This is a genomic window from Brevibacterium litoralis (assembly GCF_040212315.1).
Taxonomy (GTDB): Bacteria; Actinomycetota; Actinomycetes; order Actinomycetales; family Brevibacteriaceae; genus Brevibacterium; species Brevibacterium litoralis.
Genome location: NZ_JBDIUY010000019.1, coordinates 14,084 through 31,371, shown reverse-complemented (window position 1 = coordinate 31,371; position 17,288 = coordinate 14,084). Strand labels below are relative to the sequence as shown.

Here is a 17,288-nt window from a genome sequence, read left to right as displayed (position 1 = left end):
ATGTCGGTGAAGGACACCTACCTCGACCTCGTCAACGGCCCGCTCGGGACCGTGACGAAGAAGCTCGGCCTGCCCGCTCCCGTCCCGCTGCGCCGGTTCGACGCGGCGGACCCCAAGGGCGGGTTCCTCGACGCACCCGTCCTCGTCCTCGGGGCCACACCGGGTGCCGAGTACCTGGCGCAGGTGCTGCTGGAGAACGACTTCGACGTCCGGCGGCACGTGACCGGGTCCGAACGATACGGCACGGTGATCGCCGGGTTCGACGGGCTCGACGACCCTGCCGCGATGACCGAGACCGCCGTCGCCGTCGGTGGATCCCTGCGTCACCTGGCGCGGTGCGCCCGCGTCATCACGCTGTCCGACGCAGCCCACGGTGTCGCCGCCGGGTCCGCCGGGGGCGGGGAAGCACGCGGGGTGTCCGACGTGCAGGGCGCCTCGGTGGCAGAGGCCGTGAGCCCGGGGGCGAACGCCGTCCGGCAGGGCGTCATCGGTTACACACGGTCGCTCGCGCACGAGATGCGGTCCGGCGCCACGGCGAACGGGATCGTGCTCGACGGCGTGGGCGCGGACGCCCCCTCGGTGCTCGGCGCGCTGTGGTTCCTCATGTCCGCCAAGTCGGCCTACGTGTCGGGCCAGTTCCTCACCGTCTCTTCGGAGGCAGGACCGTCCGAGGCGGGTGCGGCAATCGGCCGTGCCGCCTTCGCCGCGACCGGCGAGGACGGCCCGCTCGGCGGGCGCCTGGCCGTCGTCACCGGTGCCGCACGCGGGATCGGCGCGGCGATCGCCGAGACCCTGGCCCGCGACGGTGCCCGTGTCATCGGCGTCGACGTGCCGATGGCGGGCCAGGCACTCGCGGCGACCATGAACCGCGTCGGTGGGCGGGCCGTGCAGCTCGACATCACGCGGAAGGACGCCGCCCAGGTGATCGCGAAGGCGGCCGGTGCCCCGATCGACGTGTTCGTGCACAATGCCGGGATCACGCGGGACAAGATGCTCGCGAACATGGAAACCGACCGGTTCGCCTCCGTTCTCGAGGTCAACCTCGCGGCGCAGCTGCGGATCAATGCGGGACTCACCGAGCTCGACGCCTGGGGGACGGCGCCGCGGACCGTGTCGCTCGCCTCGACCTCGGGCATCGCGGGCAACCGCGGGCAGTCGAACTACGCGGCCTCGAAGGCGGGGCTCATCGGCATGGTGGCCGCAGCGGCCCCGGACTTCGCCGCGCGCGGCGGGTCCGTCAACGCCGTGGCACCGGGCTTCATCGAGACCGACATGACCGCGAAGATGCCGCCACTCACCCGGCAGGTGGCGCGCCGGCTCTCCAGCCTGCAGCAGGGCGGCCACCCGGTCGACGTCGCCGAGGCGATCGCCTTCCTTTCCTCCGACGCCGCCGCCGGCATCAACGGCCGGACCCTGCGGGTGTGCGGCCAGAACATGGTGGGGGCCTGACATGGACACGTCGATGCTGCCGGTCTACGCCCGCGCGATCCGCGGCGTGCTGCCCGGCGGACGCAAGCAGTCGAGTGCGCACACGCCCTCGCGCACGGTGACGACCACCCATCACATGGCCGCCGAGGCGGTCGCCGGGTTCCAGCGTGTGCTCGGTGCCCGCGTGCAGGACCGGGTGCCGGCCGCGTACCTGCACGTGCTCGGGTTCCCCTCGGGCATGCGGCTCATGACGGATCCCGGATTCCCGCTGCCGGTGCTCGGCATGGTCCACGTGGAGAACACCTTCCGGCACCTGCGGCCGGTCTCCATCGGGGACACGGTGCGGGTGGACGTGAAGCTCGGGCGACTGCGCGAGCACCCCAAGGGCACGACGGTCACCCTCGAGGTGACGGGTGTGCGTGAGGGTGCGGTCGCGGACGGTGCCGGAGGGCAGGGCTCCTCGGGGGCGGGGGAGACCGTCTTCGAGGAGGTCGTCACCTACCTGGCCAAGGGGACGACCCTGCCCGGCGTGGCACCCGCGCTGCCGGGGGAGAGGACCGACTTCACGGCGCCGGACGTGCCGCACGCGCTGTGGAAGCTCGCGCCGGAGATCGGCCCGCGGTACGCCGCGGTGTCCGGTGACCACAACCCGATCCACCTGAACTCGGTGGCAGCCAAGGCCTTCGGGTTCCCGCGGACGATCGCCCACGGCGTCTACACCGCGGCCCGCGGACTGGAGGCGAGCGGTGCACTGCCGGACGCCTTCGAGTGGACCGTGCAGTTCGCCAAGCCGGTCGTGCTGCCGGCGACCGTAGCCTTCGGGTCGTGGTCGGCCGTGGGGCGGGGGACCGGGGTGGCGGATGCCGCGAGCACCGGTTCGGACTCCGCGTCCGGTGGGCCGCTGAGCAGGGATTACGCCGTCTGGAACCCGAAGAACGGGAAGCCGCACGTCGTGTCTCACGTGGCCGGCATCGAGGTGTCGTAGATCACCGCCCTCCGGTTTGGAGGCGGTACTTCCATCCGTGTAATCTCGTATGCGTCGCCAGGAGCGGTGAGCACGAAGACCGGAGTCCTCGATCGAGAGATCGGCGGGGCTGCGGGTGACGTGAGGCATCGGTTCCGAGCGGCCATCCTGCGCGGGTGGCGGAATTGGTAGACGCGCTAGCTTGAGGTGCTAGTGACCCATTTAGTGGTCGTGGGGGTTCAAGTCCCCCTTCGCGCACAGTGTGCGGTCGCCGCATGAGGCACTGCAGGACGAGGGCCCCGGTCGAGAGACCGGGGCCCTCGTCGTCTCGTCGGTTCCCGGGTGCCTGGCGGCGTCCCGAGAGCAGTTGAGTGCGAGCTCAGTGGCACCTCCGACGTCCGACGTCGGACGCCGCCACTCACCTCGCACTCATGAGCCGGAGGCGTGCAGCCTGCATCGAGTGTTCACGGCCGCATCCAGTGTTCGTGGATCACAGGTCTCGCCCGCCCGGGTCGATGATCTGCGAACAGTCGATCGCGCTGTGACCACCGAGTGAACCCGTGGTGTCCCAGATCACCCTCCGGGGATTTGCCCGCCGTTCATCGGGACGTATAGAGTATTACTCGTTGCCAGCGCGGGTGGCGGAATTGGTAGACGCGCTAGCTTGAGGTGCTAGTGATCCAATTAGTGATCGTGGGGGTTCAAGTCCCCCTCCGCGCACAGCCAGAAGGCCCCGGTCGAGAGACCGGGGCCTTTGTGCATCTTCTCGCCTCGCCCACCGGCGCCGAGAGTACGGTCAGTGGCGGAATCCCGGCTCCGATCCGCCACTGTGCGTACTCCGGATTCGCCGTCGCCCCGGAGCCCGGTACTGTCGAGCGCGCACTCCCGAACGACAGGCACCCGGACGACACGACACGCAGGAGGACCATCGATGCAGCACGAGGCCGACGACCACGCTCTCGACCCCACCGCTCCGGCACGTGAGAACGTGGTCACCACCCACCCCCGCGACGCCGTCCGCGTCCGGGGTGCGCGCGAGAACAACCTCCGCGACGTCGACGTCGACATCCCGCGCAATACCCTCGTCGCGTTCACCGGGGTCTCCGGATCGGGCAAGAGCTCCCTGGCCTTCGGCACCCTCTACGCCGAGTCGCAGCGCCGCTACTTCGAATCCGTCGCCCCCTACGCCCGCCGCCTCATCGACCAGGTGGGCGTCCCCGAGGTCGACTCGATCGAGGGCCTCCCCCCGGCCGTCGCCCTCCAGCAGCAGCGCACCGGCGGCTCGGCCCGTTCGACCGTCGCCAGTGCCACGACGCTCGGCGACGTCGTCCGCATGTTCTACTCCCGCGTCGGCACATACCCCGACGACGCCCCACCCCTCCTCGCCGAGGACTTCTCCACCAACACCGTCCACGGTGCCTGCCCCGCCTGCCACGGCCTCGGCCGCGTGTACGAGGTGCCCGAGCACCGCATGGTCCCCGACGACTCGCTCACCATCCGCGAGGGCGCGATCGCCTCCTGGCCACGCGCCTGGCACGGCACCCAGATGCGCGACAGCCTGGTGAGCCTGGGGTACGACATCGACGTCCCCTGGCGGGAACTCCCGGCCGAGGCCCGCAACTGGATCCTCCACACCGAGGAGACCCCGCAGGTCCCCGTCTATGCCAAACGCCCACCCGAGGAGGCCCGTCGCGCACTGGCCGCCGGCGAGAAGCCCTCCTACATGAGCACTTTCGTCGGCGCGAAGCAGCTGGTCCTCGACACCTTCGCGAACTCGAAGAGCGCCAAGAACCGCGAGCGCGCCGCCGGCTTCATGACGAGCGTCGACTGCCCCGCCTGCGCCGGCCGCCGTCTCAAGTCCGCGGCACTGGCCGTCACCGTCGCGGGCCTCGACATCACCGAGTTCTCGGCCCTCCCGCTCGACGCGCTCGTCCCGCTCCTCACCGACCACCTCGCCGCCGTCGAAGCGTCACGCGCGCTCCCTCCCGAGAAGATCAAGGCCACGCACAGTCTCGTGCGCGAGATGCTCGACCGGCTGCGCCCCCTCGTCGACCTGGGCCTCGGCCACCTGTCGCTCGACCGCACGGTGCCGACCCTTTCGACCGGTGAACTCCAGCGCATGCGCCTGGCCACCCAGGTGCTCTCGCAGTTGTTCGGCGTCGTCTTCGTCCTCGACGAGCCCTCGGCCGGCCTCCACCCCGCCGACATGGAGGCGCTCCTGCGCATCCTCCACACCCTCCGAGACACCGGCAACAGCGTCTTCGTCGTCGAACACGCGCTCGACATCGTCCGCCGCGCCGACTGGATCGTCGACATCGGGCCGGCCGCGGGCGCCCACGGCGGCACCGTGCTGTACTCGGGCCCTCCCGCCGGCCTCGCCGGGATCGAGGAGTCCTCCACCCGCCGCTACCTGTTCCCGGACGGTGCCACTGCTGACGCCGGTGCCGACCCCGCCGCCGAGGCGCCCTCCACCCCCGGCATCCCGGCCGTCCCCGGCCCGACTGACCGCCGTGGCGGGGACGGGGTCCTGGAGCTCCGCGAACTCGCCCGGCACAATCTGCGTGGGATCGACCTCGACCTGCCGCTCGGCACCTTCACGGCCGTCACCGGGGTCTCCGGGTCCGGCAAGTCCACCCTCGTGAACGAGGCGCTCCCGGAACTGCTCCGACGCGGGTTCTCCGACACCGACTCGGACGGCGGCCCCGTCGACCACGCCACGGCCACGGGTGGTGCCCGGGGGGAGAGCGCCTCTGCAGCGGAGGACACGGACCCCGACGAAGCCCGGGGGCAGGACGGCGCGCCTTCCCTGCTGCAACCTGCCGTCGAACCGACCCGGGGGAGTGTCAGGGCACCGCGGGAGCGCGTGCGGCGGGTGGTGCGGATCGACCAGAAGCCGATCGGGCGGACCCCGCGGTCGAACGTCGCCACGTACACCGGCGTGTTCGACCGGATCCGGACGCTGTTCGCCGCGACCCCGGAGGCACGGAAGCGGCGGTACAACGCCGGCCGGTTCAGCTTCAACAAACCCGCCGGCCGCTGCCCGACGTGCAAGGGCGAGGGGGAGATGGAGGTCGAGCTCCTCTTCCTGCCGACCGTGCACGCGCCCTGCAGTGACTGCGGCGGCACGCGGTACGCGCCGGAGACCCTGGAGGTCCGGCTGGAGGGGCGGTCGATCGCCGAGGTGCTCGCGATGTCCGTGACCTCCGCCCTCGACTTCTTCACCACCGAGGCACCCGACGCCGAGGCGGCCCGCCACCTCCGGGCCCTCGTCGACGTGGGCCTGGGATACGTGGCGCTCGGGCAGCCGGCACCGGAACTCTCCGGCGGCGAGGCGCAGCGGGTCAAACTCGCCTCCGAACTCCACCGACCGCGGAAGGGCGACACGCTCTACCTCCTCGACGAACCGTCCTCCGGCCTCCACCCGGCGGACACGGACCGCCTGGTCGGGCACCTGCAGCACCTGGTCGACGGTGGGAACACCGTGGTCCTCGCCGAGCACGACATGCGGGTCGTCGCGGCGGCCGACCACGTCGTCGACCTCGGGCCCGGGGCGGGTGCGGGCGGCGGCACGGTCGTCGTCACCGGGACGCCCGAGGAGGTGGCGGCCTCGGGCCCGAGGACGGGGAGCGTGACAGCACCCTTCCTGGCGGCGGCCCTCGGGGATTCCCCGATTCCGACGACAAGGTGACCTGCCTGCGGCGGAACAGGCCGGAGATTTGCGAGGATGGTCACATGGACTCGCGCATGACCACTCGTTCCCGCTCGCACGCTCCCGCCTCTGGCGCCACCCGCGGCACGCCACGTCGTCTCGCCGGCGCCTCCGTCGCGGGGTTCACCGCACTCGCTCTGCTGGCCGGATGCACCGGGGGACGGGAGGCCGAGGAGACACCCGAGACACTGTCGGCGGGCACCTCGACCGCGGAGGCGACCCCGACGCCCGAGGTGCCCGACGTCGAGACCGGGGACCTGGACGCGGACCTCGCCTCGCTCGTCTCCGGGTGGTACCGCGGGGAGGACGTCGCGGTGGGCGAGGCCGCCCAGGGCGCCGCGGACGAACGCGTCACCTCCGCCGGAACCGTCGAACTGGAGGCGACCACCGGGAACTGGAACGGTGCGGAGGTGGCAGTCGTCGTCCACGAGGACGACGTGACCCTCGCGGTGTCCGCTGACGAGGAGAGCGACGACGAGACGGACGCCGAGGACACGGACGGCACCGAGGAGGCAGGCGAGTCCGACGAGCGCGGCGAGTGGACGATCGTCGGGGGCTGGTGGCCGAGCATGGATCTGGAGGACCCCGCACTCGGCGAGGACGCCCGACACCTGCTCTTCCTCGGCGCCGACGCCCGTGAGAAGGAGGGCGAGAGCATCACGAACACCCGCGCCGACGCCATCCAGATGGTCGGCATCGACGGCGAGGGCGGCGGCGGGATCGTCGGCGTGCCCCGCGACATGTGGGTGGAACGCGAGGGCGGCAGCCACTCGAAGATCAACGCCGCGCTCGTCTTCGACGGCCCCGAGGGCATGCAGCAGGCGGTGACGAACCTGTCCGACATCGAGTTCGACGGATACGTGCTCACCGGGTTCGAGGGCTTCCAGGCGATCGTCGACGACATGGGCGGACTGCCCGTCGACGCCCCGGTCCACGTCGAGCGCGACGACAAGGTGGTGCCGGTCGGCGAGTCCGTCATGGACGCCGTCACCGCCCTCATGTACGTCCGCGAACGCAAGACCCTGCCCGGCGGGGACTTCGACCGCAGCTTCCACCAGGGCATCGCGCTGCTCGGATTCGCCGGTCGGGCCCTCGACGAAGGGCCCCAGGCGCTTGCGACCTCCCTCGACCTCGTCGACCCCCACGTCGAGACGAACGTGGAAGCCTCGGACATGCTCACCTTCGCCGCCTGGCTCTACCACACGGACATCACGAAGGTCGGGCACACCGTCCCGGACGCACCCTTCGGCACGAGCAGCGACGGCCAGTCGATCCTCGTGAACGACGAGGGTGTCCAGGAGGTCTTCGAGGACTTCTCCGACGGCCGCCTCAACAACTGACCAGCGACACGGGAGCACCGCCGGAGCTGCGTTGTCGATCGCTCGACGTACAAAAAACCGCGTACGCCTTCGCTCCTCCGCCTTGCTCCGACGGCACTCCCGTGCCGCCGGGAGATAAGGTCGGGGGTCATGGCCACCGCGACCTTCACCCCGGAATCCGTCCGCGCCGCCGTGCACCTGGTGTACGGCCGACTTCACTCCGATGACGCACCACCGGCGGACGGGAGTGGAATCACCGACCAGGCCGACCTCGCAGTACAGGTCGACGTGACTGCGAAGTTCGACGTGACTGCGCAGGTCGATTCCGTTCTCGCGGCGGTGACCTCGGACTTCCTCGCGGGTATCGGCCTGTCCCACGCCGAGGTGCGTGCGGCGATCAGCCGATCCCTCACGCTCGTCGCGACCGGCCGGGCGCAGACGCTCAGCGCCGCTGCCTACGACCGGGGGAGGGCCGAGGTGCTGGACGGCGGGTCGGGCGCCTCGGGAGCGGGGAGCACCTCGCGTGCGGGGAGCCGGGTGTGGCCGCCCACCTCGCAGACGGTCCGTAAGGTGCTCGGCGGTGGGTACTGGAACGAGGCGATGGACGCCGTCGGGTACTCCGCCGGCGCCTCGGGAGCGGGGAACGCGGGGCGTGCCCGTGGGAGCGGTCGCTTCTCCCCGGAGGACTACCGTGCCGTGATGCGCACCTTCCTCGCACACGTCGAGGAGGCCGGGGGATCGGCCAGCTTCGCGGCCTTCACGGCCTGGGCGAAGGAGGAGAATACCGCCGGGCGCCGGCACCCCTCGGGGGCGGCGGTGCGGAACCACTTCGGCAGTTGGGAGGACGCGAAGGCGTCCGCGGAGTGATCAGACCGCGCGCGGCTGTGCTCGAACAGCGCGCGGCACTCAGATCGCCCGCGGCTGCACTCACAACGCGCGCGGCATCGGCTTGCCGAAGGTCTTGATGCGCCAGCGCGGTTCGACGTGGTCGGTCCAGTGGAGGTCGATCGCCTCCTCGTAGTGGCGCACCAACTTCTCCGTCGATTCGCGCCAGCCGAACTGGAGGACGTTCTCGCGTCCCCCGGCGGCCAGGCGGGCGCGTTCGGCCTCGTCGGTGAGCAGGCGGTTGACCTTCGCGGACATGTCGACCGGATCTCGCGGGGCGGCGAGCAGACCGCCCACCCCGTCCGGCACGGCGAAGGGGATCCCGCCGGCGTCGGCACCGACGACCGGCACGCCCGAGGCCATCGACTCCAGGGCCACGAGCCCGAGCGTCTCCGTCGTCGAGGGGAACACGAAGACGTCGGCACTCGCATAGGCCTGGGCGAGTTCCTTCCCGCTCATGTACCCGGTGAAGAGCGTGTTCGTCCCCGCGAACTCGGCCTTCAACTCCTCGATGTGCGGACCGGAGCCGACCATCGCCAGGCGCGTGCCGGCAGGGGCGTTCTCGATGACGGGACGGAGGACGTCGAGGTCCTTCTCCTTCGACATCCGCCCGACGTAGACGAGCAGCTTGTCCTCCGGATGCCCCTCCGTGAGGCGGGAACGCATGTCCGCCGAGTAGTTGTCCGGGGTGTAGCCACGGGTGTCGACGGCCTTGGGCCACAGATTCACGTTGCCGATGCCCAGGCCCTCGGCCTTCTCGACCATCTGCTGCGAGGTGCAGAGGTTGACCTCGGCCAGGTTGTGCATCTGCCGGATCCACGAGGTCGTCGCGTTCGTGAGCACACTCAGGCCCAGTCGCTGGGTGTACTCCGGGACGTCCGTGTGGAAGGAGGCGAGCATCGGCAGGTCACGCCGCAGGGAGGACAGGGCGCCGTAGGCCGCCAACCACACGGGGTTCACGACATGGACGACGTGCGGGTGGAACCGCTCCATCGTCCGCGCGATCCGTGGGGTCGGCAGCCCGACGTTGAGCTCCGGGTACCAGGGTTTGAACGACACGGACCGCACCGGCTCCACCCGGAAACCCGCGTACCGGGCCGGTGGATGACCGGGGGCGAACACGACGACCTCGTGACCCATCCCGGCGAGTTCGTCGAGGGTGCCCATGAGGCGGGTGACGACCCCGTCGATCTTCGGCAGGAAGGTCTCGGTGAAGAGGGCGATGCGCATGGTGTCCGCTGTCCCTGGTGTCCGCTGTCCGTGTGCGGTCCGTCGCGGGCGGGCTCAGCCCGCGGGCGCCTCGGCGGAGGAGGGCGCCTGGGAGGCGTCGGAGTCGGCGAACTTGGAGGGCACACCGGCGGCCTGGTTCTTCGTCCACAGCGAACGGCTGGGGATCTTGTCGAGGTCGGCGCGGTCGCGGTAGCGCTCGGCCGTCTCCTCGACCTCCAGGAGCAGACCGTTGCTCAGCGTGGTCGGCTGCAGGCCGAGGTCGAGGAAGGTCTGGTTGGTCACGTGGAGTTCGTTCTCCGCCGACTCCTGGCGGGGGTTGGGCACGAGCTCCATCTCGGCGCCGGTGAGCTCACAGATGAGCTTCGCCAGATCACGCACACGGTGCGTCTCGGTCATCTGGTTGAGGATCTTCACCCGGTCGCCGGCGGCCGGCGGGTTCTCCAGGGCGATCTGTACGCAGCGGACCATGTCCTGGATGTGGATGAAGGCGCGGGTCTGCCCGCCGGTGCCGTGGACAGTGAGCGGGTAGCCGACGGCCACCTGCATGAGGAACCGGTTGAGCACGGTGCCGTAGTCGCCGTCGTAGTCGAAGCGGTTGACCAGGCGCTCGTCGAGCTTGGTCTGCTCGGTGTTCGTGCCCCAGATGATGCCCTGGTGGAGGTCGGTGATCCGCAGCTTGTCGTTCTTCGCGTAGAAGGCGAGCAGGTGCTGGTCGAGCACCTTCGTCATGTGGTAGACGGAGCCCGGGTTCGACGGGTAGAGGATCTGCTGGTCGATCGGGTAGGGGTCGACCGGGTTACCCTCGGCGTCCTCGTGGGCGATGACCTGGACGTCCAGGTAGCCCTCCGGGATCTTCATACCGGCGGTGCCGTAGCCGTAGACGCCCATGGTGCCCAGGTGCGCGACGTGGATGTCCTGCCCGGACTCGACGACCGCCGCGAGGATGTTATGCGTCGCGTTGACGTTGTTGTCCACGGTGTAACGCTTGTGCTGCGCGTCCTTCATCGAGTAGGGCGCGGCGCGCTGCTCGGCGAAGTGGACCATGTTGTCCGGGCGGTACTCCTGGAGGAGGGCGAGGACACCGTCGTAGTCCTGGGCGACGTCGATCTTGCGGAAGTCGACCGTCTTCCCGCCGCTCACCTCGGTCCAGGCGTTCAGGCGCTCCTCCACGGAGGCGATGGGCGTGAGCGAGCTCGCACCGAGTTCCTCGTCGATCGCACGGCGGGACAGGTCGTCGACGATCATGACGTCGTGGCCCAGCGCGGACAGGTGCAGTGCCGTGGGCCAGCCGCAGAAGCCGTCCCCACCGAAGACGATGGTCTTCACTCGGTTCTCCTCGATCTCTCACGGACCGACGCGCGGGCTTCAGGAACCGGCCGCCACCTCCTGTGCGCTGCGGCTGCGGTTCGTCGGCGGCGGCGTCGTGGACGTGGGACCGGGAGTGCCCGGCGTGGTTCTGTCCCCGGCAGCCTATCGGTTCCGGTGACCCCGGGGTGAAATCGACGCGGGGCGCGCCGGATGAATGCCTGCAGACGCACGTGAACGGGGGATGAGCACCGGGTGGACCGGGGGCGACCCGTAAGGGCGCGGTGCCGTCCAGGCGCCCTGGTCCGACCCCCGACGCAACCCCGCCCTCCGTGCCCGGACCGCGGTCGAGGCGCCCTGGACCGATCCCCGACGCAACCCCGCCCTCCGTGCCCGGACCGCGGTCGAGGCGCCCTGGACCTAAGCTCTCCCACGTGACCTCTCCGTTTTCCTCGTCCCCACCGTCGGGCCGTGCGGCCGGACACACTCCGCTGTTCCGGCTCTCCGGGATCACACACCCCTCGGGTCTGCGGGTCGACGACCTCGTGATCCCGCGGGGAGCAGTGGCCGTGTTCGGTCCGTCCGGGACCGGCAAGACGACCCTGCTGCGGATCCTCGCGCTCCTCCGCGCGCCGACCACCGGGACGGTCGCGCACACGGACGCCGCGGGTACCGTGCACGACCTCGACCGGGTCGACCCCGTGGCACACCGTCGTCGCGTCGCACTCCTGTCGCAGACTCCGGTGATGCGCACCGGCACCGTGCGGGACGCACTCCTGACCGGACACCGCATGCGCGGGGTGGCCACTCCCTCCGAAGCGGACCTCCGTGCGGTCCTCGACGATCTCGGCTTCGGGGACGTGGGGTCGGAGGGCTGCGATCCCGGGGACGGGGGTTCCCGGGACGGGGATTCCACGGACCTCCTCGGGCGCGACGTCACACGGATCTCCGGCGGGCAGGCCCAGCGAGTCGCCCTCGGCCGTGTCCTCCTGCTCCGGCCCGAGGTCGTGCTCCTCGACGAGCCGACCTCCGCCCTCGACGCCACCACGGCCCGGACCGTCATGCCACGGGTACTCGCGAGGATCCGGGCCCGGGGCGCCTCGGCGGTGCTCGTCTCCCACGACGAGGCGCTCGCGACTCCCCACGTCGACCACGTGATCCGGCTCGGCCGGGACGGTCGGGTGCAGGTCGACGAGGAGGACCGATGAACACGGCGCTCACATGGTGGCAGGTGGCGTTGGCGGGGGTGCTCGTCCTCGCGACGCTCGCGCTCATGAGCCTCGTCCGGGTGCCCGGGCGTGGGCGGATGGTGTGGGCCTGCGTGCGGATGACAGCGCAGTTGGTGCTCGTCGGGCTCGTGCTCGGGTGGGTGTTCGCGCATCCCTCGCCCTGGCTCATCGGGCTCGTCCTCCTCGTCATGGAGGTATTCGCGGTGTGGACGGTGCTCGGTCGGCTGCCGGAGAACCCGCCTCCCGGACTGCGGTGGGTGGTCTCCGGCGGGCTCGTGGCCGGGACGGTCGTGTCGCTCGCGTGGTTCCTGCTGCTCGTCATGACGCCGGATCCGTGGTTCGACCCACGGTTCGTCATCCCCGTGGCCGGGATGCTGCTCGGTGCCGCGATGACGGGGATCGCGCTGGCGGTGAAGAACCTGGGCGAGGGGATGGAGGTCCGACGCGCGGAGATCGAGGACTCCCTGGCCCTCGGCGCTGCGGTGCCGGTGGCGGTCCGACCGGTCGTCGCCCAGGCCTTCGAGAGTGCAGTGCTGCCCCAGGTGACGAGCATGCTCGGGACCGGGATCGTCATCCTGCCGGGGATGATGACGGGACAGATCCTGGCCGGTCAGGACCCCTTCGCGGCCATCGGGTACCAGATCGCGGTGCTGCTGGGGCAGTTGGGCACCGTCGGGATCTGTACGTTCCTGGTCCTCCGCTTCGGCGCCGGCCGGTACTTCACCACCCGCGGGATGCTCCGAGACTGAGGTGCCGTGCCCGCACGATGACGAGGGAGATGTCGTTTCGCAGGACTCTTGTCTCGTAGTCATACGTGACTACGAGACATCTGCTTCGTCGAACGACATCGAGCTCGTAGGGAGGACTCGTCGAGAGGGTCGGAAACCCCTCGGGCGGCGGCCGGACACTTGTCATGGGGTCGAAACACGTCCACACCCGGCCCGACCTATGATGTGACGATCCCCACGTCACCATCCCCGACCCCGAAGGACGAGCTTCCGTGTCCACACTCCCCACCCGCACCACCACGACCCCGAGCACCGATCCCCACCCCTTCGACCCGGCCGCGGCGGAGGTGGTCGACCTGTGCTGTGACCTCATCCGGTTCGACACCCAGAACTGGGGCGAGGGCACGGCCAACCCGGAGGCCCCCGCGACCGAGTGGATCGCCGCGAAGTTCGCCGAGGTCGGCCTGGAGTCGCAGATCTTCGAGTCCGCTCCCGGCCGGGCCAACCTCGTGGCCCGGATCCCCGGCACCGACCCCGAGGCGCCCGCCCTCGTCGTCCACGGCCACACCGACGTCGTCCCCGCCGACGCGGACGACTGGTCGGTCGACCCCTTCGCCGGCGTCGTGCGCGACGGCATGGTGTGGGGCCGGGGTGCGGTCGACATGAAGGACATGGACGCGATGATCATCGCCGCCGTGCGCACCATGATGCGCACCGGCCTGCGACCGCGCCGCGATCTCATCGTCGCGTTCTTCGCCGACGAGGAGGCCGGCGGGTACTTCGGCGCCCGCTGGATGGTCGAGAACCACCCCGAACTCTTCAGCGACGCGACCGAGGCGATCTCCGAGGTCGGCGGCTACTCCGCGGACGTCCGCGGCACGCGCGCCTACCTGGTCCAGACTGCCGAGAAGGGGAACGTCGGCATCACCCTGCGCGCCCGGGGCACCGCCGGACACGGATCGCAGATCAACGACGACAACGCGGTGACCGCTCTCGCGCAGGCGATCGCCGCCATCGGCCGTCACGACTGGCCGGCCCAGCCTCCCGAGGCGACCCGCCGTCTGCTCTCCGCCGTCGCCGAACTCACCGGCATCGCCGACGACGCTGAGCACACCGACGCGCTGCTGACGGAGCTCGGTCCGGCCGCGAAATGGGTGAAGGCGACCTTCGTCGACACCTCCAACCCGACGATGATCGACGCCGGCTACAAGCAGAACGTCATCCCCGGCACGGCCGAGGCGTACATCGACTGCCGTGTCCTGCCCGACCACGCGGAATCCCTCGTCACGACGCTGCGCGGCCTCGTCCCGGACTCCGTCGAGGTCGAGATCGTCCGGCAGCTCCCCGCGCTCCAGGCCCCGATGACCGGCCGCCTGTTCGACACCATGAGCCGTGTGCTCAAGGCCGAGGACCCCGGCTGCGAGGTCTGGCCGTACACCCTCGGCGGCGCGACCGACAACAAATCGATGGCACTCCTGGGCATCGAGGGCTACGGGTTCGCGCCCCTCCAGCTCACCGGCGACCTCGACTTCCCGGCCATGTTCCACGGCGTCGACGAACGTGTGCCCGTCTCCGCCCTGGAGTTCGGCGCCCGGGCCCTCGGTCGGTTCCTCCTGGAGGCGTGAGAAGATCACCGGCGTACGACATTCCATCCCCACGGAAACGGAGATCCCCACATGACGGACGTTGCCCCCACCTCTGCCGAGAACCTGTTCGCGAGCGCCGAGGCGGAGGTCGTCGAACTCTGCCGCGAACTCATCCGGTTCGACACCCAGAACTGGGGTGACGGCAAGGCGAACCCGGAGAGGCCGGCCACCGACTGGATCGCCGAGAAGTTCGCCGAGGTCGGACTGGAGTCCGTCATCCACGAGTCCGCTCCGGGCCGGGCCAACCTCGTCGCCCGGATCCCCGGCACCGACCCGCAGGCCGGCGCCCTCGTCGTCCACGGCCACACGGACGTCGTGCCGGCCGATGCCTCCGAGTGGTCGGTCGACCCCTTCGAGGCGGTCCTCAAGGACGGGCTCATCTGGGGCCGCGGCGCCGTCGACATGAAGGACATGGACGCGATGATCATCGCGTGTGTGCGCACCATGATGCGCTCGGGACTCACGCCCCGGCGCGACATCATCATCGCCTTCTTCGCCGACGAGGAGGCCGGGTCCGTCTACGGCTCGCAGTGGATGGCCGAGAACCATCCGGAGCTGTTCGCCGGTGCCACCCACGCGATCTCCGAGGTCGGTGGCTACTCCGCCGAGGTGCGCGGGAAGCGGGTCTACCTCGTCCAGACCGCGGAGAAGGGCATGGCGTGGTTGCGCCTCATCGCCTCCGGCACGGCCGGGCACGGATCGCAGATCAACGACGACAACCCGGTGACCAAGCTCGCCGAGGCGGTCGCGCGGATCGGTACCCACGAGTGGCCCACCCGCCTGCCGAAGGCCACCCAGATGCTCCTCGAGGGCGTCTCCGAGCTCACCGGGATCCCGTTCACCGCCGAGACCTACGGCGAGCTGCTCGCGGAGCTCGGCTCGGTCGAGAAGTTCGTGGGCGCGACGCTGCGGAACACCTCGAACCCCTCGATGATGAACGCCGGGTACAAGCAGAACGTCATCCCGGGGACCGCCTCGGCCCTCATCGACTGCCGGACCCTGCCCGGTGAACACGAGTCGCTCATCGAGACGGTCTCCGAGCTCGCGGGTCCTGACGTGACGATCGAACGCGACATCGACAAGCAGGCCCTGGAGTCGCCGACCTCCGGCGAGTTCTTCGACGCCATGGAGCGCGCCCTCCTCGCCGAGGACCCGGACGCCGTCGTCCTGCCGTACACGCTCTCCGGCGGCACCGACAACAAGGCGCTCGCGCCGCTGGGCATCGAGGGCTACGGGTTCGCGCCCCTGCAGCTCACCGCCGATCTCGACTTCCCCGCCATGTTCCACGGAGTCGACGAACGCGTGCCGGTCTCCGCGCTCACCTTCGGGTGCCGCGTGCTCGGGCGGTTCATGTTGGAGGCCTGAGGGGCGGGCCCATCCCGCACCGCCGCCGAGGCGCCCTGCAACCTCGTTGCACAGTGCCGTACCGATGCCCGGTAGTCCTGTGTGACTGCCGGGCATCTGTGCGGCAGATGACATGGAGAGTGCAGGGCGCCTCGGCGGCGCGCTCGGCTCCGGTCCGTGCGGCCGGTCCGGCCCGTTCAGCTGCGGGCGCGGCGGGAGAGACCCGGCAGGCGGGGGACCGAGGAGATCGTCACGCCCAGGACGACGACGAGCATGGACACGTAGGTCTCCCAGGTGACCGCGGTCTGCGCGGCGGAGACTGTGAGGTCGATGGCGAGCGAACCCAACAGGTTTCCGAGCAGGCTGAACAGGCTGAGGAGCAGGACACCCAGGTGCGCCACCGCGATCGCGGAATAGCCGATGAACATGAGGCCGTAGAGCCCACCCATGAGCATCCACCAGTCGCCCGGCAGGTCCGGGGACCCGATGATCCGGGTGCCCGAGAGCAACAGGACCCCGCTCACGACGACGAGCAGGAACGAGCCGGTGAGGAAGTTCGTGAAGGTCGAGGCCACCGTCGACCCGGACGCCACCTTGAGGCGGCCGTTGCACGCCTGCTGGACCGCCGTGAGCAGACCGGCCGTCGCAGGCAACAGGGGAGCCCACCAGGCTATCCCCTGGGCGAGCACACCCGCCGAGGAGATCCCCACCCCGACGAGCACGATGAGCGTCCCGATCACGCGGCGGAGCGTGGGACGCTGTCGCCCGGCCGGCGGGAGCGAGGTGTTGTCCACCACGAGCGCGCCGAGCAGCTGACCGCACACGAAGGACATGGTGAAGGTCGCGACGCCGAACAGCGGAACGGTGAAGGCCTGGGAGATCACGACGGTCGACCCGCCGAAACCGCCGAGCATCATCCACCAGGGGAACTGTCCCGAGCGGCCCAACTGCCACACGTTCGCGACGGTCCGGCGGTTGTTCCGGGTGAGCAGGGCGACGAGCGCGACGACGACCAGGCCGCCGAGGAACGACACGGTCGCGGCGAACACTCCGTTGCCGAGGACACCGGTGAGCGATCCGTTCGCATGACCCTGGAGCGACATCGCGCCGCCGATGGCGACGGTGAGTACCGCACTCAGCGGGACGACGGCGGCGCTGGGGAGGCGCCCCGGGGTCGTCGTGCCGGAGGTCGGGGTGGTGCCGGCGGGTCCGGATCCGAAGCCGGGTCCGGACGGGGATGCAGGGGAGTGGGAGGACGGGGTCATGCGGTGCGCTGCACTCGCACGACCCGCCGTCGCAGTCGATAGGTCCGGTTCCCGCTCAGACCGATGCGGGTGCGTTCGAGCTCCCACCGGCCGTACTCGGCCTCCTCGGTGAGCAACCGGCGGGTCTCGTTCCGCGGGGTGTCACGGCCGACCCGCACGGTGCGGAACTCGTACTCCATCGGGGTTCGTGTGCGCTTCACGGATCCTCCTCACACGTTCGAACCCGCAGAGTAACA

General features: G+C 70.4%; 13 protein-coding genes and 2 tRNA genes. 11 read left to right on the top strand and 4 right to left on the bottom strand.

Annotated features, from left to right (window positions below; all coding sequences use genetic code 11):
- Positions 1-6: 6 nt before the first annotated feature.
- The 7 genes from AAD496_RS06430 (at position 7) to AAD496_RS06400 (ending at position 8,287) form a co-directional block, all read left to right on the top strand.
- Positions 7-1,449, top strand: a complete 1,443-nt coding sequence (locus AAD496_RS06430) for a 3-oxoacyl-ACP reductase (protein WP_349827917.1) — start codon at positions 7-9, stop codon at positions 1,447-1,449.
- A gap of 1 nt (position 1,450) precedes the next feature.
- Positions 1,451-2,413, top strand: coding sequence for a MaoC/PaaZ C-terminal domain-containing protein (locus AAD496_RS06425; protein ID WP_349827834.1), 963 nt, complete (start codon positions 1,451-1,453; stop codon positions 2,411-2,413).
- Between the two features lie 149 nt (positions 2,414-2,562).
- A tRNA-Leu gene (locus AAD496_RS06420) sits at positions 2,563-2,650 on the top strand.
- A gap of 374 nt (positions 2,651-3,024) precedes the next feature.
- Positions 3,025-3,112, top strand: a tRNA-Leu gene (locus AAD496_RS06415).
- A 211-nt stretch (positions 3,113-3,323) separates the two neighbouring features.
- Positions 3,324-6,080, top strand: coding sequence for an excinuclease ABC subunit UvrA (locus AAD496_RS06410; protein WP_349827833.1), 2,757 nt, complete (start codon positions 3,324-3,326; stop codon positions 6,078-6,080).
- A 56-nt stretch (positions 6,081-6,136) separates the two neighbouring features.
- On the top strand, positions 6,137-7,441 hold the full coding sequence (locus AAD496_RS06405) for an LCP family protein (protein WP_349827832.1): 1,305 nt from the start codon (positions 6,137-6,139) through the stop codon (positions 7,439-7,441).
- Positions 7,442-7,570: 129 nt separating this feature from the next.
- The gene (locus tag AAD496_RS06400; RefSeq protein WP_349827831.1) at positions 7,571-8,287 is read left to right on the top strand and encodes a hypothetical protein; all 717 of its coding nucleotides are present in this window, start codon (positions 7,571-7,573) and stop codon (positions 8,285-8,287) included.
- Positions 8,288-8,347: 60 nt separating this feature from the next.
- Here the strand turns inward: AAD496_RS06400 and AAD496_RS06395 are convergent, their stop codons facing one another.
- Both AAD496_RS06395 and AAD496_RS06390 read right to left on the bottom strand, forming a co-directional pair.
- Positions 8,348-9,535, bottom strand: coding sequence for a glycosyltransferase family 4 protein (locus tag AAD496_RS06395; protein WP_349827830.1), 1,188 nt, complete (start codon positions 9,533-9,535; stop codon positions 8,348-8,350).
- 54 nt (positions 9,536-9,589) lie between these two features.
- Positions 9,590-10,861, bottom strand: a complete 1,272-nt coding sequence (locus AAD496_RS06390) for an NAD-dependent epimerase/dehydratase family protein (protein ID WP_349827829.1) — start codon at positions 10,859-10,861, stop codon at positions 9,590-9,592.
- A gap of 413 nt (positions 10,862-11,274) precedes the next feature.
- Here AAD496_RS06390 and AAD496_RS06385 point away from each other — a divergent pair, with 413 nt between their 5' ends.
- From AAD496_RS06385 to AAD496_RS06370, 4 genes are all read left to right on the top strand, one after another.
- On the top strand, positions 11,275-12,048 hold the full coding sequence (locus AAD496_RS06385; RefSeq protein WP_349827828.1) for an ATP-binding cassette domain-containing protein: 774 nt from the start codon (positions 11,275-11,277) through the stop codon (positions 12,046-12,048).
- Complete coding sequence (locus AAD496_RS06380) at positions 12,045-12,818, top strand: ABC transporter permease (protein ID WP_349827827.1); 774 nt, start codon at positions 12,045-12,047, stop codon at positions 12,816-12,818. Before AAD496_RS06385 ends, AAD496_RS06380 begins: the two co-directional genes overlap by 4 nt.
- Positions 12,819-13,069: 251 nt before the next feature.
- Complete coding sequence (locus AAD496_RS06375; protein ID WP_349827826.1) at positions 13,070-14,422, top strand: M20/M25/M40 family metallo-hydrolase; 1,353 nt, start codon at positions 13,070-13,072, stop codon at positions 14,420-14,422.
- A gap of 51 nt (positions 14,423-14,473) precedes the next feature.
- Entirely contained in the window at positions 14,474-15,808 is a 1,335-nt protein-coding gene (locus AAD496_RS06370) for a M20/M25/M40 family metallo-hydrolase (protein ID WP_349827825.1), read from the top strand.
- Positions 15,809-15,984: 176 nt separating this feature from the next.
- Here AAD496_RS06370 and AAD496_RS06365 read toward each other — a convergent pair whose 3' ends face one another.
- Both AAD496_RS06365 and AAD496_RS06360 read right to left on the bottom strand, forming a co-directional pair.
- On the bottom strand, positions 15,985-17,052 hold the full coding sequence (locus AAD496_RS06365) for a DMT family transporter (RefSeq protein ID WP_349827824.1): 1,068 nt from the start codon (positions 17,050-17,052) through the stop codon (positions 15,985-15,987).
- Positions 17,049-17,252 carry a DUF5703 family protein gene (locus tag AAD496_RS06360; RefSeq protein ID WP_349827823.1) on the bottom strand — a complete coding sequence of 68 codons (204 nt, stop codon included), beginning with the start codon at positions 17,250-17,252 and terminating at the stop codon, positions 17,049-17,051. The genes AAD496_RS06365 and AAD496_RS06360 overlap by 4 nt, the downstream gene beginning before the upstream one ends.
- Between the last annotated feature and the right edge of the window lie 36 nt (positions 17,253-17,288).